This is a genomic window from Gordonia sp. JH63, assembly GCF_009856645.1.
GTDB lineage: Bacteria > Actinomycetota > Actinomycetes > Mycobacteriales > Mycobacteriaceae > Gordonia > Gordonia hongkongensis.
Genome location: NZ_CP047235.1, coordinates 4,726,013 through 4,749,212 on the forward strand (window position 1 = coordinate 4,726,013; position 23,200 = coordinate 4,749,212).

Consider the following 23,200-nt stretch of genomic DNA (forward strand, 5'->3'; position numbering starts at 1 on the left):
GCTCAGAGCGCTTCGGCGGTGTCGGGCGCAGGCACGTTGTCGAGGTTCTTCATGACCTCGAAGACATCGTCGGCCGACGGCCGGGACAGCTCCTGCACGATCTGGCCGTCGGCCAGGAACACCACTCGATCGGCGTACGACGCCGCGCGCGGATCGTGCGTCACGATGACGACGGTCTGCTTGAACTCGTCGGTCGCCGCCCGCAGGATCGACAGCACCTCGCCCGAGGAGCGGGAGTCCAGGTTGCCCGTCGGCTCGTCACCGAAGATGATCGACGGCTTGCCGATCAGCGCACGAGCACAGGCCACGCGCTGCTGCTGACCACCGGACAGTTCACTCGGCAGATGTCCGAGCCGGTCGGTGATCCCGAGCCGGGCCACCACGGCGTCGAACCACTCGGTGTCGACGGTGCGGCCGGCGATGTCGACCGGCAGTGTGATGTTCTCCTTGGCCGTCAGCGTCGGCACGAGGTTGAACGCCTGGAACACGAAACCGATGCGGTCGCGACGCAGCATCGTCATCGCCTTGTCCGACAACGCCGTCAGATCGGTGTCGCCGATGAACACCTTGCCGTCGCTCGCGACGTCGAGACCGGCGAGGCAGTGCATCAGGGTGGATTTACCCGACCCCGACGGCCCCATGATGGCGGTGAACTCGCCCTCCCGGAACGAGATGGAGACGCTCTTCAGGGCCTCGACGGCGGTGTCGCCGACGCCGTACCGCTTGGAAAGGTTGTCTGCCCCGGCAGCAACCGCGTGCTTCGGCGTCCCAAAATCATCGCCACCGTCGTCTCGAGCGGCCACATCAGTCGTCGTCATGCCCTCAACGGTGCCAAATCCTGCGCCGGTTGGCCATCAGGTAACACCCTGACCCCACCCTGACGGCAGTGACGTGGGGCACTGCTGACCCTTCGAGACGTGTCCTCCGCAAGCTCCGGACACTCCTCAGGGAGCGGGGTTACTTCGGGATCTGGACCTCGAAGGAGTGGAGGCGATTGGGCGATCCGACGTTGTCCGACACCACGAGAAGGGTGCGGGTGCGGGTCTTCGCGAACGGGTTGTCGGGGTGCCAGTTGCCCCAGGCGAGTCCCGACATGTTGCCGGTGAGCAAGTGGGGCGTCGCGGTGGTCGAGAAGATGCGGCGCTTGGTCATCGCCTTCTCGCGTCCGCTCAGCTTCTTCTTGTTCGTCACCGAGGTGGCGCCCCGGGTCGTCGTCCAGAAGATGTTCGACAGCTTGCCCGGGCCACGTTCGAGCACGAGGAAGTCCGTCGAGTTGATGGCCAGCACATCGGCGGCCACCTTGTTGGCGTCGGTGCGATAGACGAACTCGCGATTGGTCTTGCCGAAGGTCAGCAGACGGGCCGATCGTGCGGCGTCCTGCCGGAGTCCGCCGGCGGTCAGGACGCTGACCTGACCCTGGGGTCCGACGGCCACGCCGGTGAGTCCGCGCTGGCCTGCCAGACCCGACTTCGACGACGGGCGCCACACCGACGGGAGCGGAAGGTCGCGGAGGACCTGTCCAATGGGCCCGATCTGCCGGACGAACTGGTTGTTGCCGCCGCTGACGACGGTGTAACCGCCCGCGGACTGGCGGATGCCCTCGAACTGGGCCTGTCCGGGCAGCAACGGGAGGAACCACGGGCCGAGGACCGTGCCGCCGCCGTTGATCCGCGGCTGCCCGGTGAAGGACGCGGTCACCGAGGTGTACCCGATCGACGCCGTGAAGAAGCGAGCCGGGAGCACGTCCTCGGCGATCATCACGTAGTTGCCGTAACCGGTCCGATCGATACCGGAGATCCGGTTGACGGTGGGAAGCCCGCTCCCGATCGTCGTCGAATCCGTGAAGAACGCCGTGACCCCGGCCCCGGAAGACGGTGTCGCCGAAGCCGGTTGGACCGCGACCGACGACGCCAGTCCCAGCACGCAGGCAGCGGCGACCGAGGCGCCCCACAGACGTAGTTTCATGAGGGGCACGATACCTCAACCGTCACTTCAGACCCATCCGTACGTTCAGCCCCGGAACCGCGCAGCAAGGCCGCGTCAGGCCAGGCGCTGCTTCAGACCGTCGAGCTCGTCGCGCAACGAGCTCGGCAGCTTCTCGCCGACGAAGTCGAACAGCTCCTCGATGGACGGGATCTCCTCGCGCCACTCGTCGGGATTGAAGGCGAGCGCCTCCGCGACGTCCTCCGCAGGCACGTCCAGACCACTGACGTCGATCGACTCCGGCTTCGCGACAATGCCGATGGGGGTCTCGACACCCTCGGCCTCACCCTCGATGCGCTCGATGATCCACTTCAGCACGCGGCTGTTCTCGCCGAATCCGGGCCACAGGAAGCGCTTGTCGTCGCCCCGACGGAACCAGTTGACGTAGAACACCTTCGGCAGCTTCGACTCGTCGGCGTTCTTGCCGATGTTCACCCAGTGCTGCAGGTAGTCCCCGACGTGGTAGCCCATGAACGGCAGCATCGCCATCGGGTCGCGGCGCACGGTGCCGACCTTGCCCTCGGCCGCGGCGGTCTGCTCGGAGCCGACGGTGGCGCCCATGAAGACACCGGTCTGCCAGTCGCGGGCCTCGGTCACCAGCGGCACCGTGGTCTTGCGGCGGCCGCCGAACAGGATCGCCGAGATCGGCACGCCCTTCGGGTCATCCCACTCGTCGGCCAGCGACGGGCACTGCGAGATCGGGGTGCAGTAGCGCGAATTCGGGTGCGCAGCCTTGTGATCGGACTCCGGCGTCCAGTCGTTGCCGAGCCAGTCGGTGAGGTGCGCGGGCGCCGGGCCGTCGATGTCCTCCCACCAGATGTCGCCATCGTCGGTGCGAGCGACGTTGGTGTAGAGGGTGTTTCCGGCCTCGATGGTCTTCATCGCGTTCGGGTTCGAGTCGTAGCTGGTGCCGGGAGCGACACCGAAGAAACCGAATTCGGGGTTGATCGCGTAGAGACGCCCGTCCTCGCCGAAGCGCATCCAGGCGATGTCGTCGCCCACGGTCTCGGCCTTCCAGCCGGGGATCGTCGGCTGGAGCATCGCGAGGTTGGTCTTGCCACAGGCACTCGGGAACGCCGCGGCGATGTAGTACACCTTGTTCGCCGGGCTGGTCAGCTTGAGGATCAGCATGTGCTCGGCCATCCACCCCTCGTCGCGGGCGATGACCGAGGCGATGCGCAGGGCGTAGCACTTCTTGCCGAGCAGCGCGTTGCCGCCGTAACCCGATCCGAACGACCAGATCTCGCGGGTCTCGGGGAAGTGGGTGATGTACTTCTCGGTGTTGCAGGGCCACGGCACGTCGGCCTGGCCGTCCTCGAGCGGCGCACCGACGGAGTGCAGCGCCTTCACGAAGAAGCCGTCCTCGCCCAGGATCTCCAGGACGCGGGGGCCGACGCGGGTCATGATCTTCATCGACAGCACGACGTACTCGGAGTCGGTGATCTCGACACCGAGCTTGGGATCGTCGGAGTCCAGCGGGCCCATGCAGAACGGGATGACGAACATCGTGCGACCGCGCATGCTGCCCCGGTAGAGCTCGGTCATCGTCGAACGCATCTCGGCGGGATCGACCCAGTTGTTGGTCGGGCCGGCGTCCTCTTCCTTCTCCGAGCAGATGTAGGTCCGCGACTCCACGCGGGCCACGTCGGCGGGGTCGGAGTTGGCGAGGAAGGAGTTCGGCTTCTTCTCCTCGTTCAGCTTCACCAGGGTGCCGGCCTTCACGAGGTCGGCGGTCAGGCGCTCCCACTCCTCGTCACTGCCGTCGGACCACACCACCCGGTCGGGCTGGGTCAGCTCGGCGACCTCGGCCACCCAGGCCAGCAGTCCCGCGTGCTTCGTCGGAGCGCTACTCGGGTCCAGTCCGGGAATGGTGGCTGCGGTCATCGTTGGGGCCTCCTCCGAGGTGGTGGCCGCTTGAATGGCCACCTGTCAGGTCGTCTCGCGGTCAAGGATACGTCCACCGAGCGGGCGTTAGGTCACGGGGTTCGCCAGGTGCGGTCTATCCCACACCCGACGGACAGGTGACGAAAGTCCCTGGTGATCGCGCGCGCTCGGTCTCGGCGCGGAGCAGTCCGGGTCGGGCGCCGGTCACGTGTCAGCCGATTCGTCCCGATCCGCCGGAGATCCACTGGCCGGTGTCCGGGTCGAGAACCGCGGAACGGAACTCGCCGTCCGCACCGATCTCGGTGATCTTGTCGACCTGCCCGTCCCGATCGCTGTCCGTGTACACCGTAAAGCCGTCGGGCCCGTTGCGGGTGAGCGAATCGTTGATGCCGTCGTTGTCGGTGTCCACCTCGGCGGGTCCGAGATCCCAGATCCGGCCGTCGTCGTGCATCCACAGGTGATCGTCGAGATCGTCGGACGCCGGTGTCTCGTGCAGTGCGGCCACCGAGTCGACCGAGTGCGGGTCGGCGCCCTCGGCCGCGCCGAACAGCGAGTCCTCCTCCGGGCGGGCCGGGTCCGGAAGGTCGTCGGGGAACATCGGGTCCATCGAGATCACTGCTTCCCGTCGTCGTGGCCGGCCCGGGCGACCCCGGCCGTTCCGTCGTCATGCCCTCGGTCACCCCGACGTCCCGCCGGATCATCGGATTCCTCACCCGGGTCGTCGGTGCGGGAGGCGTCCGCCCAGAGCGATTCCGACCGCGCCACCAACTCACGGCGGATCTCCGCCGCGCGCTCGCGACGGGTTCGAGCGTCGCGGACCCCGACCCCGCTGCGCAGTCGGCGGATCTCCTCGTCGAGGCGCGCGACCTCGGCCGCCACCTCTCGGTTCCGGCGTTCGTGCGCCCGGGCGATCTGGCCGGCGATCCGGGTCTCGGCCGCGGTGACGCGCAGGGCGAGCTGGTGATCGAGCGTCGCCCGCGCCTCGGCGAGGAGCTCGGCGGTGCGCGCCTCGCGATCGGAACGCTCCGCAGCACTGCGCCGGACACGGATCACCCACGCCGCCACCGCGACTCCGAGGATCAGGGCGAGCGGCATGCTGACCCACTGCAACGTCTGGACCGACTCCATCGGTGCGACGACGAGGCGTCCCACACCCAGACCGGTCGAGGCCCCGAGGACGACCACCAACGCGTCTTCGGCGCCTGCGCGCCGCGCCCGGCCGCGCGACCGCTCGGTGTGGAGGGGTACCGCGGGCCAGTTCTCGTCGGCCGACGGCTCCGCGTCCAGGCCCACCAGGGCGGTCGACCGGACCGCGTCGACGCGCTCGTCGGCGCGACGACGGACGCCGTCGGCGAGGGCGGCCCAGCCGGTACGGGCCCATGCGCCGTACGCAGAATCCGCGGCGGGAGCGTGGCCGGCGGCGGACGCCGCCAGATCGCGCACCCCGGCGTGCAGTTCCGCCGACGTCTGCGAACGGACGCGCGCGAGTCCGGCGCGTACCGCCGCCAACCGGTCCGGGCGTCCGCGGTCCCGTGCGGCGACCAGTTCGCGACGCGTGGCCAGGAGATCGTCGACGGCAGCCTGTGCGGACGCCGCTTCGTCGACGCCGCCCGTCGGCGCGCCGAGGAGATGCTCGACCGCCCCGAGGCCCGCCGCGAGCCTTGCCCGCTCGGCGCGGAGCACGCCCGGCGCGTCAGTCGTCTCACGCAGCCACTCCACGAGGGCGTCGATCCCCGACTCGTCCACCGCACCCTCGAGGGCCGCGACCGACGACACCCCGAACAACGGCAGCGTCGCGAACGGGTCGAGGACGGCCCGGTGGGCGCGCACGGTCCGCGGCCACTCCCAGAACGCGTCGATCTTCGTGCACACGATCGCCACGATCCCGACCTGCGCGCGCAACTGCTCGACGAGGAGACGTTCCTCCTCACCGACCGACGACGACGGGTCGACGACCACGACCGCCGCACCGGCCGACGCACGCGAGCGCCCGCCGCGGGCGACGATGTCGAGGTCCGGGGCGAGCGCCCGGCAGGCCTCGACCAGCGTGCGGACGCCCACGCCGTCGGTCCCGACGACCAGCACGTCGGTGCCCGCGTCGACCCCGACGGCGTCGAAGCCGGTCAGCTCCCGCGCGGCGGCGAGTGCCGTGTCGGTCATGCGCCCGCTCCTGCCCCGGCCAGAAGTCGCTCGGCACCGGCGCGGTCGACGCCCGCCGCGGCCGCCTCCTCCAACCGGGCACGCAACTCGACCTCACGCCACTGTCGAATCCGGTCGACCCGCTCCCCGATCGGTCCCGCGAGATCAGGAACGCCGCTGGCGTCGCGGAGCGCCCGGCTCAGGGCCTCGGCGTTCGCGGCCACGGCGGAACGGGACTCGATGAGCGCGAGCGCGGTGTCGATGCCGAAGGCGTCGAGCCGGCGCAGCAACCCCTGCCGCATCAGCCGTTCGTCGGAACCCGGACGTCCCACGAGGAATCGGCCGGCCATCGACGGCATGCCGACGCCCGCGGCCGCCATCGTCGCCAGCGCGGCGAACTCGGCATCGTCGAGGTCGGCGCAGGCCAGCAACTGCGAGACCGGGTACACCGGCGTGTCCAGACGCCCTGCACACGACGCCGCCACCGCGACCGCCGCATCCCAGTCGCCGTGCGTGTCGGCCTTCCCGAGCACCACGAGCAGCCGGTGGGCCGGGAGGGACGCGAAGAGTTCGCGGTCGGCGCGCCGCGGCGGCCCCGCCAGGACCAGAATCCACAGATCGGTGTCGGCGGCCCCCTGCTCGTCCTCACCGGGCCCGATCACGGTGAGCGACAGCCGTTCTCGCAGCGCACGGGCCATCGTGTCCCGACCGGTCCCGGGCCGGCCGACGACCTGGACGTGCAACGGACGGAGGAAACGCCGGCCCGCACCGGCCAGGACGGGCACGAGCGGCGACACCGGGTCGACGAGGTCGACGAGTCGTCCCTGCTCGGCGGCCGTCCACAACTCGCTCCCGGCGGGCACGCCACGCCGGCCACCGTTCACCGGTGCCCCCACCCCAGCCTCCTCGCCATCCGACCCCTGCGCCTCCCACGACCCGCGTCCACCGCACCGCCACCCCGGGCATCGGCGCACGTGAACCGCGACAGGGCCGAGAATAATCGGGATCCGGGCGAACGGCGGAGACGGCTCCACATCCCCTCGCGGGGCCGGACGGGTCCGCGTCCGCACCGCTGCCGTCCGGGCCGCCGTTCCCCCGCGACTTCGCCGCAACGACACGATGCGCAACGATGGACGCGTGAACAACAGCCCCGACAGGTCCCGGTTGTACCCCCGCGTGACGAGCTTCCGCTTCCGCCGCGGCACGCTGACGACCGGTCAGCAGCGCAACTGGGAGACCCTGTGGCCGGTGCTGGGCCGCGACCTCGAGATCGGGCCGGAGCGGGTCCCCGAGCCGCAACTCGACCTCACCGAACTGTTCGGGCGCGAGGCCCCCAAGGTCCTCGAGATCGGCAGCGGTACCGGCATCTCGACCGCCGCGATGGCCGAGGCCGAACCGGATGTCGACGTCGTGGCCGTCGAGGTCTACAAGCCGGGCCTGGCCCAGCTCCTCGGCCTCGTCGACCGCAACGGCCTGACCAACGTCCGCCTGATCCGCGGCGACGCGGCCATCGTCCTCACCGAGCTCATCCCGTCGTCGAGCCTCACCGGTGTGCGGCTGTTCTTCCCCGACCCGTGGCCCAAATCGCGTCACCACAAGCGACGCTTCGTCCAGACCGGCACACTGGAACTGATCGCGGACCGGCTCGTCCCGGGCGGGGTGCTGCACATCGCGACCGATCACGCCGGTTATGCGGAGTGGATCGCGGAGGCGCTCGCCACCCAGGACGCCGACCGCCCCCACGTCGTGCAGTTGACGCGGGAGTCGCCGATCTCGCTGCAGCGGCCGACGACGAAGTTCGAGGGACGCGCGGAACGCGAGGGCCGCTACGTCAGCGAGTTCGTCTACACGCGGCCCATCCCGCCGGCCACCTCGACCGGCGACACCCCGACGGGAGCCCGCCATGAGTGACCACAGCCCGACCGGCTTCGCCGACACCATCTCCGGCCAAACGGGGACGCGCCGCATGCTGCTGGTGTGGGACGCACCCAACATGGACATGGGCCTCGGCGCCCTGCTCGGTGGACGCCCCACCGCCGCGCACCGTCCCCGGTTCGACGCCCTGGGCCGGTGGCTGCTGCAGCGGACCGCAGATGTGTCCGCTCTCACCGACGGAGGCGGCGCGGTCGAGCCCGAGGCCACCGTGTTCACCAACATCGCCCCTGGTAGCGCCGACGTCGTCCGGCCGTGGGTGGACGCTCTCCGTAATGTCGGTTTCGCCGTGTTCGCCAAGCCGAAACTGTCCGACGACAGCGACGTCGACTCCGACATGCTCGACCACATCGAACTTCGCAGGCACACTGTTGGACTAGCCGGCGTGATAGTGGCGTCCGCCGACGGTCAGGCATTCCGCGAACCGCTGCTCGAGGTGGTCGGCGACGGGGTGCCCGTCACCGTCATCGGGTTCCGCGAGCACGCCAGCTGGGCACTGAGCACCGAAGAACTGGAGTTCATCGATCTCGAGGACATCCCCGGCGTGTTCCGCGAGCCGCTGCCACGCATCGGCCTGGACTCCCTGCCGGACGAGGGCGCCTGGCTCACACCCTTCCGCCCGCTCAGCGCACTATTGCGCTGACTGCGGCGTCGCGGCCCTGCCGGGGTCGTCGGGCGGCGGTCCGCGACCCGGCATCCGACGCCGACACGGGTGTGCCCGCACGTGCCCCCGAGGCCCACGCCTCAGGGATCACTCAGGCAGCACTGTCAGGATCTTCCGGGAAACTGACAGAATCGCCACCGGCGCCCCGAAACGACGGCGCCGAACAGGCCCGACCAGTCGTACACGAAAGGACATCGCGTGTTCCGGTTCATCGGCACATTCGTCTACCGAATGCGCTTCCTCGTCATCGCGGTGCTCATCGCGATGATGGCCGGACTCGGGCTGTACGGTCTCGATCTCGGCAAGCACCTCAGTCAGAGCGGCTGGTTCGATCCGACGTCGGAGTCCGATACCGGTGCGCGCTACGCCGACCAGGCGCTGGGGCGCGACCACACGTCCGACATCATCCTGCTGGTCACCCCGCCGGAGGGCACCCGCGTCGACGACAAGGCGTTCGGCGCGAAGGTCGAGACGTTCGTCGAGGACCTCATCGCGACGCACCCCGACATCGTCGGACGCGCCGATCCCGGTCTGTACGACCCGTTCCTCGTCCAGCCCGCGCAGAGCACGCTGCAGGAGCGGCTGTTCACCGAGGACGGCAGACACGCCTTCATCAGCATCGGCGTCGCCGGCAACGACGACACGACGGTCCTCAACAACTACAAGACCATCGAACCGTTCTTCGAGGACATCCCCGAACGCTTCGATCTACCCGGTACGACCTTCGAACTCGCCGGCCTGCAACCGGTCGCCGGATCGATGGCCGAGGGCATGGACAAGGACATCCACCGCGCCGAGGTCCTCGCGCTGCCGCTGGTGGCGATCATGTTGTTCTTCGTGTTCGGCGGCGTCGTCGCCGCCTGCCTGCCCGTCCTCATCGGTGGTCTGACCATCGCCGGTTCGCTGGGCATCATGAAGATCCTCGCGCTCACCACCGAGCTCAACATCTTCGCGCAGTCGGTGGTCACGCTGATCGGTCTCGGCATCGCGATCGACTACGGCCTGTTCATCGTGTCGCGTTTCCGCGAAGAACTCGGTGAAGGCTATTCGACCAAGGCCGCGGTCCGAAGAACCGTGATGACCGCCGGTCAGACGGTGGTCTTCTCCGCGACGATCATCGTCGCCGCCCTGGCGTGTCTGCTGATCATGCCGCAGGGGTTCCTCAAATCCGTCGCCTACGGCGCGATCGCGTCGGTCTCGCTGGCCGCGATCCTGTCGATCACCGTCCTCCCGGCGATCCTGGGCATCCTCGGACCCCGCGTGAACATGCTGTCGATCAGCACGGTCATGAAGTACACCGCGGTTCCGCTGGCCCGGCGCTTCTCCGGCGAGGAACGCGCAGCGGCCATCCAGAACCGCTTCAGCGGTCGCATGAAGACCAGCCAGGAAGTCGAGAACGGCTTCTGGGGCCGACTCGCGACGTGGGTGATGAAGCACCCGGTCAAGACCGCGGTTCCCACCGTGCTCCTGTTGCTCGCGCTGATCATCCCGTTCGGCAGCATCCAGTTCGGCGGGATCAGCGAGAAGTTCCTGCCGCCGGACAACCCCAACCGGGTCGCGCAGGAGAAGTTCGACGAATACTTCCCGAGCGAGCGAACCGAGGCCATCAAGCTCGTCATCATCTACGACGAGTCGAGCCAGGCCGACCAGAACAAGCTCGACGCCATCGCGCAACGCGCCGACGCGGTGCCCGGCTTCACCAACAAGTTCAGCGACGCCGACAAGTCCGACTTCGGGTCGTTCGACGCCGAGCGGTACCCGAACGTGGGCGTCTACCAGGTGTCGGCTGGTCTGGTGGACCGGAACACCGCCGCCCAGGCGATCGAGCAATTACGCGCGATCGACACCGAGGGCCTCACGATGTACGTCTCGGGTACCCCGGCCCTCACCCAGGACTCGATCGACGCGCTGATGCAACGGCTCCCGCTGATGGCGGTCATGCTCGTCCTCATCACCGGCCTGCTGATGTTCCTGCAGTTCGGTTCGATCGTCCTGCCGATCAAGGCCGCGCTCATGACGGCCCTGGGTCTCGGTGCCACGCTCGGCATCCTGACGTGGATCTTCGTCGACGGTCACGGCGCCGAGCTGGCCAACTTCACCCCCGGCCCGCTGTTCGCAGCGGTGCTCGTGCTGATCATCGCCATCGTGTTCGGCCTCTCGACCGACTACGAGGTGTTCCTGCTCTCCCGCATGGTCGAGGCCAGACAGAAGGGCGCGAGCACCACCGAGGCGATCCGCAGCGGCACCGCGCACACCGGCGGCATCATCACCGCGGCCGCCGCGATCCTGGTCGTGGTCACCGGCGCGTTCAGCCTGTCCGAGATCGTGATGATGAAGTACATCGCGTTCGGCATGATCGCCGCGCTGATCCTGGACGCCACGGTGATCCGCATGTTGCTCGTCCCGTCGGTGATGAAGCTGCTCGGGGACGACTGCTGGTGGGCACCGCGGTGGATGCGCGTGGTCCAGCGCAAGATCGGCCTCGGCGAGACCGTCCTCGACGACGAACCCGACGAACAGCGCGACGCCGGTGCCGGCGCCCGCCCGATGAGTGCGGGCACCGTGGTGGCCGAGGCGCCGACCTCGGTGATGGCCGCGGCACGCAGGCAACCGGTCGCCGCCGGCGCGGTCCCCGCCCGAGGTCGTGTCCCGGGCGCCGTCGGTCGCCCCGCCGCACCGGCACGGCCCGCCCCGGACCGACCGCTCACCAACGGTCGCCCGACGGGTCAGGCCCCCGACCAGCGCACAGGTCCCGGTCCCACCCCGACTCCGCCGTCCCCCTCGGGTCCGCCGCCGACCACCACCGGCCGCCCGGGTACTGCGCCGACCCCGCCGCGCACTCCGCCGGCGCGCGTCGGACCGACGCCCGTGCCCGGTGCCCGGGCCCCCGAACCGGCCGGACGCCGTCCCGCGACGCCCTACCGCCGCTCCACCGTGTCGAAGGGTGATCGTCCCGACACCGGCGGCTGGAGCCTCGGCGAGGGTGGCATCCGACTCGGTGACCCCGCACCTCGCTCGGAGAACGGGGACCGTCCGGCGGTCACTCCCCCGTCCGCCCCGCCACGGGTGCCGGAGACCGGGCGGCCGAATCCCGGAACCGCCCGGCCGACGCCGGAGCCGACCGGCCAGCGCTCACCGCTCGGACGCCGGCCCACCCTCGACGAGACCGGTCGTCGCCCCCTGGCCGCCTCGGTCAGCCCCGAGACCTCGACCCCGTCGTCTCGGAGTCGTCGCAGCAACGGTCCGTCGCCGATGGAGCGCGGACTCAGCGCCGATGCGACCCCGGCCGCCGCGCGGTCCGACGCCGGTCCCGCCTCGGGTGAGCAGGATCGCCCGGCCGACGAGTCGAACCGCCGCCGTCGCCCGCGTACCGACCGGCACGCCCGGTCCGACGAGACCGGTGACGACGGCCAGATCAGCGTCCAGGAACTGCTGAAGCGGAGTCGCTCACAGAAGTGACCGCTCGGACCCCCGTTCGCGGCCACGGGTCTCGTAAGCGGATTGATCGCGAGTCATGCTGGTCAAGTCACCCAAGCCGGCAGACGCGCCCGCGAGCGGTTCGCTGACGACCTCGGGGCTCGCCGTCAGCGAGTGACCCGGCGGCACCCGCCACCGTCGAACACGGCCTGGCCGAGGACTCAGTCCTCGTCCAGGCCGTGTTCGATCACGTAGCGGGTCAGTTCCACGCGGTTGCCGAGCTGGAGTTTGCGCAGCGTCGCCTGGACGTGGTTCTCGACGGTCCGGTGACTCAGGTCGAGGCGCCGCGCGATCTGCTTGGCGCTCAGTCCTTTTGCGACCAAACGCAGCACCTCGGTCTCACGCTCGGTGAGCGCGGGCGCGGCGGGTGCGGCGTCGGGCTGCTGGGACATGCGCCGGTACTCGCCCAGCACCAGCCCCGCGAGACCCGGGGTGAAGACCGCCTGGCCGTCGGCCGTCGCCCGGACCGCGTCCACCAGTTCTTCGCGTGACGACGACTTCACCAGATAGCCGCTGGCCCCGGCCTTCACGGCCTCGAGAACGTCGTCGCGCTCACCCGATGCGGACAGCACGAGGATGCGGGTCTTCGGCGAGACCTCCAGGACCGCCGTCGTCGCCTCCGTACCGGTCCCGTCGGTCAGCTGCATGTCCATCAGGACCACATCGGGGGTGACGGCGGCCGCACGTCGACCGGCACTGCCCACGCCGTCCGCGGTGGCGACGACGTCGAATCCCTCGTCGGCGAGATCGCGGGCCACCGCCTCTCGCCAGATCGGGTGGTCGTCGACGACCATGATCCGCAGCGGCGCCCGCCCCTCGTCACTCCGGCCTGCACTCATACTCGATGCTCCCCTTCGCCTTTCAGCTCTCGTACCGCGGGACGGTGAACTCCCATTCCGTACCCGCACCCGGTTCGGTGTCGAGGCGCGCGGCGCCGCCGAGGGATTCGATCCGTCCGACGATCGACTTCGACACCCCGACGCGTCCCTGCGCAACCGCCTCGGCGAGCCGGCCGTCCGGGATGCCGATCCCGTCGTCCCGCACACTCACCACGATGTCCCGCCCCAGATCCTCCACCAGGATGTACGCACGCGCACCGGGACCGGCGTGGTTCACGACGTTGTCGAGCGCGTTGACCACCGCCGCGCGGATCTCCGCGCCCCTCTGCGCTGACACCATGACCGGGTCCGCGGGAGCACTCACCGACACCCGCGCGTCGGCGAAGACGCGCAGGGCGGCGGCGAGATCAACGCTGCATTGCGCATCGGTATCGGCGGCGACGGGTTCGTCCGTGTCGGAGATCAGCCGACGCAGCGTACGCTCCTGCTCCGCCGCGAGGGTGGCGAGTTCACCTGTCGGACCGCCGATCTCGCGTCCGCGACGCGCGATCAGCGCGAGCACCTGGAGTACCCCGTCGTGCACCTCACGGGAGAGCCGTTCGCGTTCCTCGGCAGCCGCAGCGATCCGCGCCGCCCGGGACAGCTGGTCCTGGACCCGACGCGCGTTCGCAGCCGCGAGCCCGACCGCCATACCGGTCGCCACGATGACGATGATGGTGGCGTTCCGACCGAAGTCGAGGTTCAGTTCGCCTTTCACGAAGGTGCTGGTGCCGCCGATGACGAGCCCCGACACGATCCCCCCGACCGGGCCGGTGAGGATCGCAACCGAGATGACCGCGTTGGTGGCCCACAGCGTCGTCGGCCAGGTCTGGTTGTTCCACGCCCACTCCGCGCCGGCGACATACGACGTCGACAACATCAGCGCGCAGACGACAAGCACCTCGGCACCGACCCACACCCGGTTGCGCGCGAACCCGACGAAGTAGCCGATCCCGCTGACCAGCGTCCACGCGGAGAGCAGACCGAAGAGCACCCAGGCGACGCCGCCGCGGTCGAGGTCGGGGTTGACGGCGATGTGGAAGCCGAGTGCGTACAGATAGGACAGCAGCCGGAAGATCTGGGCGCCCCGCCACAGCGGACCGACCGGGTCGTCGTCGACGACACGTGCCAGACGATCCGGATCGGTGTCCCGGTCCGGCGGGCCGACCGCGAGCCCCGGCCACCGGCGCGTCACGTTCCCGCGCCCCGGCCGTCCCCGTCCCGGTCCCTGCCCTCGCGGTCGGTCTCGACCTCGTCCCGGCGACCATTCGCCGGGCGTTCGGATCCTGGGTTCCCGGCCTTCGAGGGGGTGCCAGGGGCCTCGTGCGCGAGCGTCTCGGCCGCGGCGTCGGGATCGTCGGTGTCCCACGCCGGTGAATCCGGCTCGGCGACGACCCCCGGGCGCCCGTCCACGGGCTCGGTCGAGTCCCCCTTCAGGCGTCGGATCGCGGTGTTGAAGAACGCGATCAGGGGCACCGCGAGCAGACCACCGATGATGCCGGCCGACACCAGGCCGGCCGCGATCCCGAGCACCACCGCAACCGGATGCAGGCGCACCGACCGCCCAAGCAGGAACGGTTGCAGCACATGGCTTTCGAGCTGCATGACACCGACGACGATGGCGAGGGCGACGACCGCGGCGATCCAGCCCTGGGTCACCAGGGCGACGAGCACCGCCAGCGTGCCGGTGACCAGGGCACCGACGATCGGGATGAAGGCGCCCAGGAAGACCAGCGAGGCCAGCGGAAGCGCCAGGGGCACTTGCAGGATGGCGAGTCCGATCCCGATACCGCAGGCGTCGACGAAGGCCACCGCGACGGTCGCCCGGACGTACCCGACGAGTGTGCCGAAACCGGCGATACCCGCCTCCCACACCCGATTCCGATTGGTCTGTGGGATGAGCTTGACCGAGAACTGCCAGATCTGACCACCGCCGTAGAGGAAGAAGATCAACAGGAACAACGTCAGCAGGGCGCCGGTGATGATCTCGCTGGCCGTGGTGGCGGTGGCCAGCGCACCGCTGGTGACACGGTCCTGGTTGTGCTGGATGAAGTCGAGGGTGTCGGTGCCGAAGTTGCGCACCTGGTCGCGATCGAGCCCGAGGGGCCCGTTGATGAGCCATTCCCTGGTCTTCTCGACGGTCACGGTGACCTGCTCGGCGAGTTCGGGAACACCGTCGATGAACTCGCGGACCACGAAGGTCATGACGGCGGCGAGCAACCCGATCGCGACGACGAGGTTGACGATCACCGCCAGCGAACGCGGCAGACCGCGCCGGTCGAGTGCGTCGACCCCGGGAACCAGCATCGCCGAGATCAGGATGGCGAGGGCGACCGGCACGAGGACTTCCTCGAACTCCCGGAACAGCCTGGTCGCGACGTAAGCGGCCGCGACCAGGAGCAGTAGCCGCCACGCCCACTCCGCCGCCGCGCGTACCTGCGGATGAACCTTCGCCCGGTCGATGGACGCGAGGTCCCGGACGTCGCGCGGCCGGTCGGCTCGTTCGGCTTCGGTCACGAGAGTCACACTAGTGCTGCACCGCGGGGACAGGACGCCGTACACACCCCCGATTGCGCAGGTCGCCGACGGGGGTCGTCACCGACACCGGCCCCCCTACCCTAGGGTGGCACGTATGTCGTCGGAGGATGTTGGCTCGCCGGGGGGCGCGGCAGCCCCGGTGACCCGTCCTCGGTTCTGGTGGGTCCGATGGGTCCTGCTCACCGTCGTCCTGGTCATCCTCGCCGTCGAAGTCGTTCTCATCTGGCCCGAACTGCGGGGCGCCTGGCTGCGTATCGGTGAGATCGAGTGGCACTGGGTCGCGGCGTGTCTCGTCGCCGCGATGCTGTCGATGGACAGTTTCGCCCAGGTCCAGCGCGCACTGTTGCGCTCGGCGGGCCTGCGGGTCACGCAGTGGAAGTCCCTGTCGGTCATCCTCGCGGCCAACTCGCTGAGCCAGACGATGCCGGGCGGCCAGGTCCTCGCCCCCGCGTTCACCTATCGGGAAACCCGCAAGTGGGGTGCGACACCGGTCATCGCGTCGTGGCAGGTCGTCATGTCGGGCCTGCTCGCCGGCATCGGTCTCGCGGTGCTCGGGTTCGGCGGCGCCCTCCTGGCCGGAGCGAAGACCAGCCCGTTCTCGGTCGTCTTCTCCGTTGCCGGGTTCCTCGCGGTCGCGGTGGTCCTGCAGTACCTGGCCAGTCATCCGGAATCGTTGAAGAGCACCGGGATTCGAGTCCTGGGTTGGGTGAATCAACTCCGGAACAAGCCGGAGGACCACGGCACCGAGAAGTTGTTCGAGACCCTCGAACAGCTCCGGGCGGTGCAACTCACCAAGCGCGACACCTCGGTCGCATTCGGCTGGAGCCTGTTCAACTGGGTCGCCGACGTCGGGTGTCTGATGTTCGCCTGCTGGGCGGTCGACGCCCACCCGAGCATCTCCGGACTGATGGTCGCCTACGCGGCGGGCAAGGCGGTCGGCTCGGCGATCCCCCTGCTGCCGGGCGGCATCGGCGTCGTCGACGCGGTGCTCGTCCCCGCGCTGACCAGCGCCGGGATGCCCGCCGCCGACGCCATCACGGCGGTCCTCATCTACCGGCTGATCAGCTATGTGATCGTGTCGGGCATCGGCTGGGTGGTCATCGGTCTCATGTTCCGTAACCGCATCAAGCGCGACGACACGTTCATCGACGAGGTCGAGCGGGACGCCGACGCCCTCGAACGCTCGGCCGACGACCCGTCGCCCACGACGCCCGACGGTACGGCGCTTCCCATCCCGCCGCCGGATGGTGTCGAACCGCCGCGCCCGGGGGCACCGCCCACGGACGGACCCGACAACCCGCAACGAGGGGACTCCGCACGAACGTCCGACACCGATCCGCCGTCGGACCCGGTACGGTAATCCACCATGCTGAGCTCGAAGACGGACCGGGGCTCCGACGCGACGGCGGAGACGGGGTCCTCGCCGGCGCGCGGAACGGCGACGGGTCCCGTCGCCGCCCTGTTCGACGCCGTGGCGATCACGGTCTTCGTCCTCATCGGCCGGGCCAGTCACGAAGAGGGCTATGCGCTGACCTCGGTGCTGCACACGCTGTGGCCGTTCCTCGCCGGCTGTGCGGCCGGCTGGTCGATCACCTACGTCTACGCGCATGTGCGGTCGAGCGACTTCTTCGGTCACGACTTCCGGCCGGACCGGGTCGTCCCGGTCGGTCTCGTCATCTGGTTCTGCACGGTGACCGTCGCGATGATCCTGCGCTTCATCCTCAGCCAGGGCGTGGCGGTCAGCTTCGTCATCGTCGCGGCCGTGGTGCTCGCGCTCTTCCTGCTCGGCTGGCGAGCCGTCTTCGCCTACCTCGGTCGTCGCGCCGCCGCCTGACGACGAGGGCCGCGAGCGTTCGCGGACCTACTTGATCGTGAAGTACTTCTGCGCGACCTGGAGTGCGGCGGTCCCCGACTTGGGTCCCTCGGTGTAGATGACGACGACCTGACCGCCCTGGAGCCCCACGAACCAGCCGGGCCCCTCGGGGCCGTTGGTGCCGACGAGGGCACGCAGTCCCGGCGCGCGGGTGAGGTCACTGGCGTCGCCGGTGGCGGCAGTGGCGGTCATCGCCTGCAGCACCGGCCGGACGACGGCCGGATCGAGCCCGCCGAGCTCGCCGCCCGCGATCTTCGTCGGCACGTTTTTCAGCACGAACGGCGGCACCGACGAGGATTGCCCGGAGGCGCTACGCGCCATGGCGACACCGAAGGCGGCCATGTTGGTCATCGACATCATGCTCGAGCCGGGACGGTAGTCGATGGTCGCGATCCCGGGACGGTCAGCGGTCGGAACGCTCGCGCCGGGCACCGTGAACTGGACGCCGAGCCCGAGCCGGTCGAGCAGTTCGTCGCCACGCTGCTGGTCCGACCCGACGGCTCGCCCGATCGCACCGAAGACGGGATTGAGGGTGGTGCCGACCGGATAGGGCTGGTCGAGGTCGACGCCGCTGTCGATCGCATACGAGTTCTGCGCCATCCCGGTGATCGCACCGGTCTGCGCGTCGAGGGTCATGATCGTCGCGGGTTGACCGACCTCGACGGCCGCGTCGCCCAGGGACAGCTGGACGCCCTGGTCCATGGTGGTCGGGACGTCGGGTCCGGGAGGACCCTGCTCGCCGGCCAACTTGCGGGGCGCGGCACCCGGACCGAGCATCTCGACCTGCCACCCGGCGGTGGCGTCGCGGATGGCCTGCCAGTAGTTGGTCAGCCCGTCCTCGAGGGGGGAGGACAGGCGCCGGTCCGCCATCACCAGCTGGTCGGACCGGTTGACCACGACACCGGGGACTCGACGCGGGTCGCCGGCCAGCACCTCCATGTCGGAGTCGCGCAGACCCACCGCGGTGATGGCCCTGCCCGGCGCCGCGTCGAGCTTCTCGCGGATCACCTGGCCGGTGATCAGGGGTGCGATCGGCGCGATCACCCTGGCGAGGGCCCGGACCGAGGCGTTCAGGTCGGAGGTGCGGGCTGGGTCGAGCACGATCTCGTTGACCGGCTGGGCATACATGAAGATCCGGCCGGTCCGGCTGCGCACGGTCGGCGCCGGCTTCGCGTCGGTGCGGATCTCGCGCAGCGTGCCACCGGCGGCGAGGCCGGCGTGCAGGATGGCGGGGTCCCAGGTGACCTTCCACCCCGACGACAGCTTCCGCGCGGTACCACCGCTGGTCGATTCGAACACGCGGCCCTTGTCCCAGTTCCACGTGGTCGTGACGGAGAAGGTCGCGGTCCCGTCGCTGTATTCGACCGGATTCTCGACGTCGACGTCGACGCGTTGGGCATCCATCTGTCTCAGAGTGGTGGTGAGACTGTCACCGGCTTGTCCCGGTGCGGTGGTGAACGTGGCGGCCCCGCCGGCGTCCTGGCGGCTGAGGGCGTCGGCGAATGCGTCGATGGCGGCAGCGGCGCCCGTGTCGGTCGAACCGGCGAACCCACAGGAACTCACCATGACCGCGCACGTGACCGCGGCACAAGCGGCTGTCGTCGCGCGCTTGACCCAGATCTTCATGACGACAATTTTCACTCGTGTAACACTCGAAATCGACGTCGCCAGCTTCCATTCGGGGATCAAGCCGGTCACGAACTCATCTCGCCCACGGGACTTTTGACACTCCGCGGCGTGCGCGATCGCCGTCCGAGACCGACGTCGACAGATCCCGGACCCGGCCGTCCCCGACCGCCCTCACCTTGCCGCACTGCGACAATGGCCGCATGGTTTTCACCGTCTTCCGTGGCGACGATCGTCCGGTCACCGCCACCGGCTGGCTGACCTCACGACACTGCTTCTCCTTCGGCGACCACTACGACCCGTCGAACACGCACTTCGGCGCGCTGCTCGCCGTCAACGACGAGGTCGTCGCACCCGGCGCGGGCTTCGATCTCCACACCCATCAGGAGAGCGAGATCGTGACATGGGTGGTCACGGGGACGCTGGTCCACCGCGACTCGGCCGGGCGCTCCGGTGTCCTGTACCCCGGCCTGGTACAGCGGATGAGCGCGGGCACCGGCGTCGAACACTCCGAGCGCAACGACTCATGGCCCGACCTGCCCGACGCCGGCACCGAGCCCGTCCGCTACGTCCAGATGTGGCTGATGCCCGACCGCCACGGCCTCGCGCCGTCGTACGCGCAGGCCGATGTCCGCGACCGACTCGCCGCGGGCGGACTCGTACCGATCGCGTCGGGCGTCGCCGATGTCGACGCCGCGGTCTCCGTCGCCAACTCGGGCGCCACCCTGTTCGCGGCGCGACTCCGCCCCGGCGAGACCGTCGAGGTACCCGCTTCCCGGTTCACCCACCTGTTAGTCGTGCACGGACAGATCGAGGTCGACGGGGTCGGCGTCCGGGAGATCGGCGTTCTGGGCCCGGGTGACGCCCTCCGAGGCGTCGACTCCGCGTCGTTCCCGATCCGCGCCGGCGACGACTCCGACGCCGAGGTGCTGGTGTGGTCGATGGCCGCCGGGCTGGGTGGGGCGTGAACCGAGGGAACCAACAGATCAACGCGTGCAGGTCACAACCGCGTCGAGCCCGGTCACGCCGCGCTGCGCCGGCGGGTGGACTCCGCCCTCCCGGCCTATCCTGAGTCGCGTGACGCCGGAAGCAGACACGACCGACCCGACCCCGGTCCTGACGATCGACCAGGCCACACCGGTCGACGGTGCGACGGTGCGACCGGCGACGAGGGACGCGATCGCCACGGCCATCCGCGACGACGTGCTCGACGGCAGGCTCTCGCCGGGTGATCGGCTCCCCGAGCCACAGCCACTCGAAGCCGAACTCACCGGGCGCGGGGCCCGCTACCTGGGCGGGGCCTCCACGTCGCCGTCGTACCGGTTGTACGCCCTGGACACCGCCCCGCCCAAACCCGGTCTCGTGCACACGCACACCGGCGGCGCCGAGATCGCCGGCGGGGTCTGGCGGGTGCCGGCCGCCGGACTCGCATCGTTCGTCCGGGCACTCCCGTCGCCGATGACGTTGGGGCAGGTCGAGTTGTCCGACGGTGGGAGCATGACCGGTTTCGGTTGCGCCACCTCGGCTCTCGACTCCGCGGTCGACATCACGGAGTACGGCGGCTGGTTGCGGTACCTCGGGCGGGAGGTGTCACCGGGCACGAGTTCCGTCAAACCGGGCGGGCTCGCTGTCGAGATCACCGGTTGATCACCCCGACCCGGTGTCGAGGTCCCGTGCCATCTGCGCGTACCCCTCCCACACCGAGGCGTACCGCGGTCGCCAACCTGCCGCCGACCGAAACCGTCTGTTGGACACCCGAAGCGAACGTGTCAGCGACGTGGTTCGTTCGCCGAGCAGGAGGGCGGCCCGACCGGGCAAGGTCACGTAGGGGTGCTTGCCGACCGCACCCGCCAGGGCCGCCGTGTGATGCTTCTTGGTGACCGGCAGATCGTCGACGATGTTGTTAATGCCGGAAGCGATTTCGAGTGCGGACACCACGGCGTCGGCGGCATCGGCGAGGTGGATCGAGGAGACGTAGGCACCAGGTCGGCCGGCCCGGAAACCGATCCGTCGTCGGGCGAGCGCCATGAGCTGCTCGCTGTGGGCGGCGCCGACGCCGTAGAACAACCCGAACCGGAGCACCACGCCGACCCCACCCGAATCGGTGAACCGGCGGGCCGAGGCCTCGGCGGCGTGGTTGCCCACCGCGATCGGATAGTGGTCGACCGGCGACTCCTCGTCGATCCACCGGTCACCGGCGTCGGTGTACACCATGGCAACCGATTCCTGCACCACCCGCGGCACGCCGGCGGCGAGTGCGGCGTCGACCACCGCGGCCGAGCCCTCCCGCCGGATGCGATGACAGTCCGCCCAGGCCGACTTCCGGACGAATGAGGCGGTCCCCGGAAGGGAGGACGCGAGATTGACGACCGCGCCGCAGCCGTCGAAGTACTGGGCGAGTCCGTGTCGATCGAACAGCGACACCCGAATCGGGGCGGCGCCGTGGGCACGCAGCGCGGAAGCGGCGGCATCCGAGCGCGCCAGCGCACGCACGTCGTGTCCCGCGGCGACCAATGCGGGCACCGCGTATCCCCCGATGGCCCCAGTACCGCCGGTGACGAATACCCGCATGCGGGCGAGTATCCCGGATCGCGTTGCGGTTTGTCCCGGTTACCGGGACAAACCGCACCGACATGTGGTTCGCCGTCAGTCCCCCGTCTGCGATAGAGCGTGCAGATTCTTTGCGGTGGGCGACTTCTCGATCGTGTCGGGATCAGGATAGGTGTGCAGCAACCGGTCCGCGGTGCCCGCGGTGGTGACCGCGAACCAATAGTGCTCGTTGCGGTAGTGGTGGAATCGATGGTTGCGCCACAACCGGCGATAGTAGGCGTGGCGCGGCCGGTAATCGGAGTGGATCAGATAGTGCGTCCATTCATAGACCAGTCCGATCGCCGCGAGCGTCGCCATGAACGTGAGACCGCGCTCGGCACTGGCGAAGACGAGGAGCCCCACCGCGACGGCCGCGAGGACGACCGTGACCAGCACCTGCCACGGGATGAACACCAGGGGGATGTTCCGCGGGTCCGAGTGGTGCTCGCGGTGCTTACGCGCCACCAGCGGATCGATGGTGACCGGTCCCAGGCGCTTCGGCCGCCAGTGCAACACGACGACGTGGATCAGCCATTCGGCCAGCGGGAAGCTCGCGATCATCACGACCGGGACGACCAGATCGGCGATTCCCCACCCGCCCAGCCAAATTCGCGCCGCCGACGAGGTCACCAGGAACGCGGCGATCATCCAGGGCGACGGGTGCCGGAGGAACTCGGCGAATGCGGCACGCAGGGTCGTCGACCGCCGTGATCGCATTCGCCGTTCCTCCGCCGCCACCTGCCGGCGCGCTCTGTGGTCGATGTGGTCGGCGTCGATGCTCTCGGCAGACATTCAGTTCCCCTCTCCGATGTCAGACTCCGCACCCTCGAGTGCCTGACAGAGTTCGAGCAATGCCGCAGTCGCGGGCGCGAGCAGTTCACGGGCAGCGGCCTCGGCGCGGCCGGGTTCGCGAGACGTGATCGCGTCGACGAGCGCGCGATAGCCGTCGATGTTGCCGACCTCCGGCTCCAGCATCGACGCGAGCGCGGGAAGCGCCGGTTCGTACGCGGCGCGGAGCGAGTTGTACATGAGACGGAATGCGATCGAGTCGGCCGCGTCGACGATCGCGCTCCAGAACTCGAGTGCCGCGACCTGCTGTCCGACCGGGTCCGGTTCGGCGGCGAGATCGGCGAGCAGCGCTGTCAGCCTGGCGATCTGGTCGTCGGTCACCCGCCTCGCCGCCAGCCCGGCGACATCCGGGCCGACCGCGGCACGTGCCTCGACGATCGAGCGAGCGACACTCGGCACGAGCGCGCCGCCCCGGATCAGGAGTCGCGGCAACAGATCGAGGCCACCCGTCCGCGCGATGTCCTGGACCCGTGCGCCGTCGCCCTGCCGAATGGAGACCAGACCGGCCGCGGCCACCCGCTTCAACGCTTCCCGCACGGTGGGCCGCGAGACGCCGAGGATGCGGGCCAATTCCCGTTCGCTTGGAAGGGCCTCGCCGGCCGGTAGGTCACCCGACAGCACGCCCTCGACGATCTGGTCGAACACGATCTCGGGGGCGCTCTGCTGGGACACGGGCTCGAACGGCATGCACCGACCGTAGAACCAGGAGGACTGGTGGTCAAGTGGTAAGACCAATCGTCCACCGAGGAATGTTCGGTGGGCGCTCGG

20 protein-coding genes are annotated in these 23,200 nt (G+C 69.6%); 7 read left to right on the top strand and 13 right to left on the bottom strand.

Annotation, left to right across the window (positions count from 1 at the left end; genetic code table 11):
• Window positions 1-2: 2 nt before the first annotated feature.
• From GR168_RS20935 to GR168_RS20960, 6 genes are all read right to left on the bottom strand, one after another.
• A complete protein-coding gene (locus GR168_RS20935; protein ID WP_058252235.1) occupies window positions 3-818 on the bottom strand; it encodes an ABC transporter ATP-binding protein in 816 nt (271 codons plus the stop codon).
• Window positions 819-957: 139 nt separating this feature from the next.
• Window positions 958-1,965 (bottom strand): esterase-like activity of phytase family protein, encoded by a 1,008-nt coding sequence (locus GR168_RS20940; protein WP_159371608.1) that lies wholly within the window; start codon window positions 1,963-1,965, stop codon window positions 958-960.
• Window positions 1,966-2,040: 75 nt separating this feature from the next.
• Window positions 2,041-3,867, bottom strand: coding sequence for a phosphoenolpyruvate carboxykinase (GTP) (locus tag GR168_RS20945; RefSeq protein ID WP_078113257.1), 1,827 nt, complete (start codon window positions 3,865-3,867; stop codon window positions 2,041-2,043).
• Between the two features lie 211 nt (window positions 3,868-4,078).
• Entirely contained in the window at window positions 4,079-4,474 is a 396-nt protein-coding gene (locus GR168_RS20950; RefSeq protein ID WP_078113301.1) for a DUF6802 family protein, read from the bottom strand.
• Between the two features lie 5 nt (window positions 4,475-4,479).
• Complete coding sequence (locus tag GR168_RS20955) at window positions 4,480-6,027, bottom strand: hypothetical protein (protein ID WP_159371609.1); 1,548 nt, start codon at window positions 6,025-6,027, stop codon at window positions 4,480-4,482.
• Complete coding sequence (locus tag GR168_RS20960) at window positions 6,024-6,902, bottom strand: hypothetical protein (protein ID WP_159371610.1); 879 nt, start codon at window positions 6,900-6,902, stop codon at window positions 6,024-6,026. Before GR168_RS20960 ends, GR168_RS20955 begins: the two co-directional genes overlap by 4 nt.
• Window positions 6,903-7,125: 223 nt before the next feature.
• Here GR168_RS20960 and trmB point away from each other — a divergent pair, with 223 nt between their 5' ends.
• The 3 genes from trmB to GR168_RS20975 all read left to right on the top strand — a co-directional run bounded on the left by trmB (window position 7,126) and on the right by GR168_RS20975 (window position 12,061).
• On the top strand, window positions 7,126-7,917 hold the full coding sequence (gene trmB / locus GR168_RS20965; RefSeq protein WP_058252240.1) for a tRNA (guanosine(46)-N7)-methyltransferase TrmB: 792 nt from the start codon (window positions 7,126-7,128) through the stop codon (window positions 7,915-7,917).
• Window positions 7,910-8,581: an NYN domain-containing protein gene (locus tag GR168_RS20970; RefSeq protein ID WP_058252241.1), complete on the top strand. Its 672-nt coding sequence runs from the start codon at window positions 7,910-7,912 to the stop codon at window positions 8,579-8,581. Before trmB ends, GR168_RS20970 begins: the two co-directional genes overlap by 8 nt.
• A 219-nt stretch (window positions 8,582-8,800) precedes the next feature.
• Entirely contained in the window at window positions 8,801-12,061 is a 3,261-nt protein-coding gene (locus GR168_RS20975) for an MMPL family transporter (protein ID WP_058252242.1), read from the top strand.
• Window positions 12,062-12,240: 179 nt separating this feature from the next.
• On the opposite strand, the gene GR168_RS20980 is transcribed toward GR168_RS20975, so the two are convergent.
• From GR168_RS20980 to GR168_RS20990, 3 genes are read right to left on the bottom strand one after another with little or no spacing between them, the layout of a single operon-like run.
• Entirely contained in the window at window positions 12,241-12,918 is a 678-nt protein-coding gene (locus tag GR168_RS20980; RefSeq protein ID WP_058252243.1) for a response regulator transcription factor, read from the bottom strand.
• A gap of 22 nt (window positions 12,919-12,940) precedes the next feature.
• A complete protein-coding gene (locus GR168_RS20985; RefSeq protein ID WP_159371611.1) occupies window positions 12,941-14,152 on the bottom strand; it encodes an ATP-binding protein in 1,212 nt (403 codons plus the stop codon).
• The gene (locus GR168_RS20990; protein WP_078113260.1) at window positions 14,149-15,474 is read right to left on the bottom strand and encodes an AI-2E family transporter; all 1,326 of its coding nucleotides are present in this window, start codon (window positions 15,472-15,474) and stop codon (window positions 14,149-14,151) included. The genes GR168_RS20985 and GR168_RS20990 overlap by 4 nt, the downstream gene beginning before the upstream one ends.
• Before the next feature lie 115 nt (window positions 15,475-15,589).
• Between GR168_RS20990 and GR168_RS20995 the strand changes: the two genes are divergently transcribed.
• Window positions 15,590-16,855 (top strand): YbhN family protein, encoded by a 1,266-nt coding sequence (locus GR168_RS20995; RefSeq protein ID WP_159371612.1) that lies wholly within the window; start codon window positions 15,590-15,592, stop codon window positions 16,853-16,855.
• 6 nt (window positions 16,856-16,861) lie between these two features.
• Complete coding sequence (locus GR168_RS21000; RefSeq protein WP_058252246.1) at window positions 16,862-17,329, top strand: DUF3054 domain-containing protein; 468 nt, start codon at window positions 16,862-16,864, stop codon at window positions 17,327-17,329.
• Window positions 17,330-17,356: 27 nt separating this feature from the next.
• Here GR168_RS21000 and GR168_RS21005 read toward each other — a convergent pair whose 3' ends face one another.
• Complete coding sequence (locus GR168_RS21005; protein ID WP_058252247.1) at window positions 17,357-18,994, bottom strand: NTF2-like N-terminal transpeptidase domain-containing protein; 1,638 nt, start codon at window positions 18,992-18,994, stop codon at window positions 17,357-17,359.
• 203 nt (window positions 18,995-19,197) lie between these two features.
• On the opposite strand from GR168_RS21005, the gene GR168_RS21010 reads away from it, so the two are divergent.
• On the top strand, window positions 19,198-19,962 hold the full coding sequence (locus GR168_RS21010; protein WP_159371613.1) for a pirin-like bicupin family protein: 765 nt from the start codon (window positions 19,198-19,200) through the stop codon (window positions 19,960-19,962).
• Window positions 19,963-20,071: 109 nt separating this feature from the next.
• Window positions 20,072-20,641 carry a hypothetical protein gene (locus tag GR168_RS21015; protein ID WP_238994960.1) on the top strand — a complete coding sequence of 190 codons (570 nt, stop codon included), beginning with the start codon at window positions 20,072-20,074 and terminating at the stop codon, window positions 20,639-20,641.
• On the opposite strand, the gene GR168_RS21020 is transcribed toward GR168_RS21015, so the two are convergent.
• The 3 genes from GR168_RS21020 to GR168_RS21030 all read right to left on the bottom strand — a co-directional run bounded on the left by GR168_RS21020 (window position 20,642) and on the right by GR168_RS21030 (window position 23,119).
• Window positions 20,642-21,565: an NAD(P)-dependent oxidoreductase gene (locus GR168_RS21020; protein WP_159371614.1), complete on the bottom strand. Its 924-nt coding sequence runs from the start codon at window positions 21,563-21,565 to the stop codon at window positions 20,642-20,644. It abuts the gene before it with no gap.
• Window positions 21,566-21,640: 75 nt separating this feature from the next.
• Window positions 21,641-22,360, bottom strand: coding sequence for a sterol desaturase family protein (locus GR168_RS21025; RefSeq protein WP_159371993.1), 720 nt, complete (start codon window positions 22,358-22,360; stop codon window positions 21,641-21,643).
• Between the two features lie 15 nt (window positions 22,361-22,375).
• The gene (locus tag GR168_RS21030; protein ID WP_159371615.1) at window positions 22,376-23,119 is read right to left on the bottom strand and encodes a GntR family transcriptional regulator; all 744 of its coding nucleotides are present in this window, start codon (window positions 23,117-23,119) and stop codon (window positions 22,376-22,378) included.
• Between the last annotated feature and the right edge of the window lie 81 nt (window positions 23,120-23,200).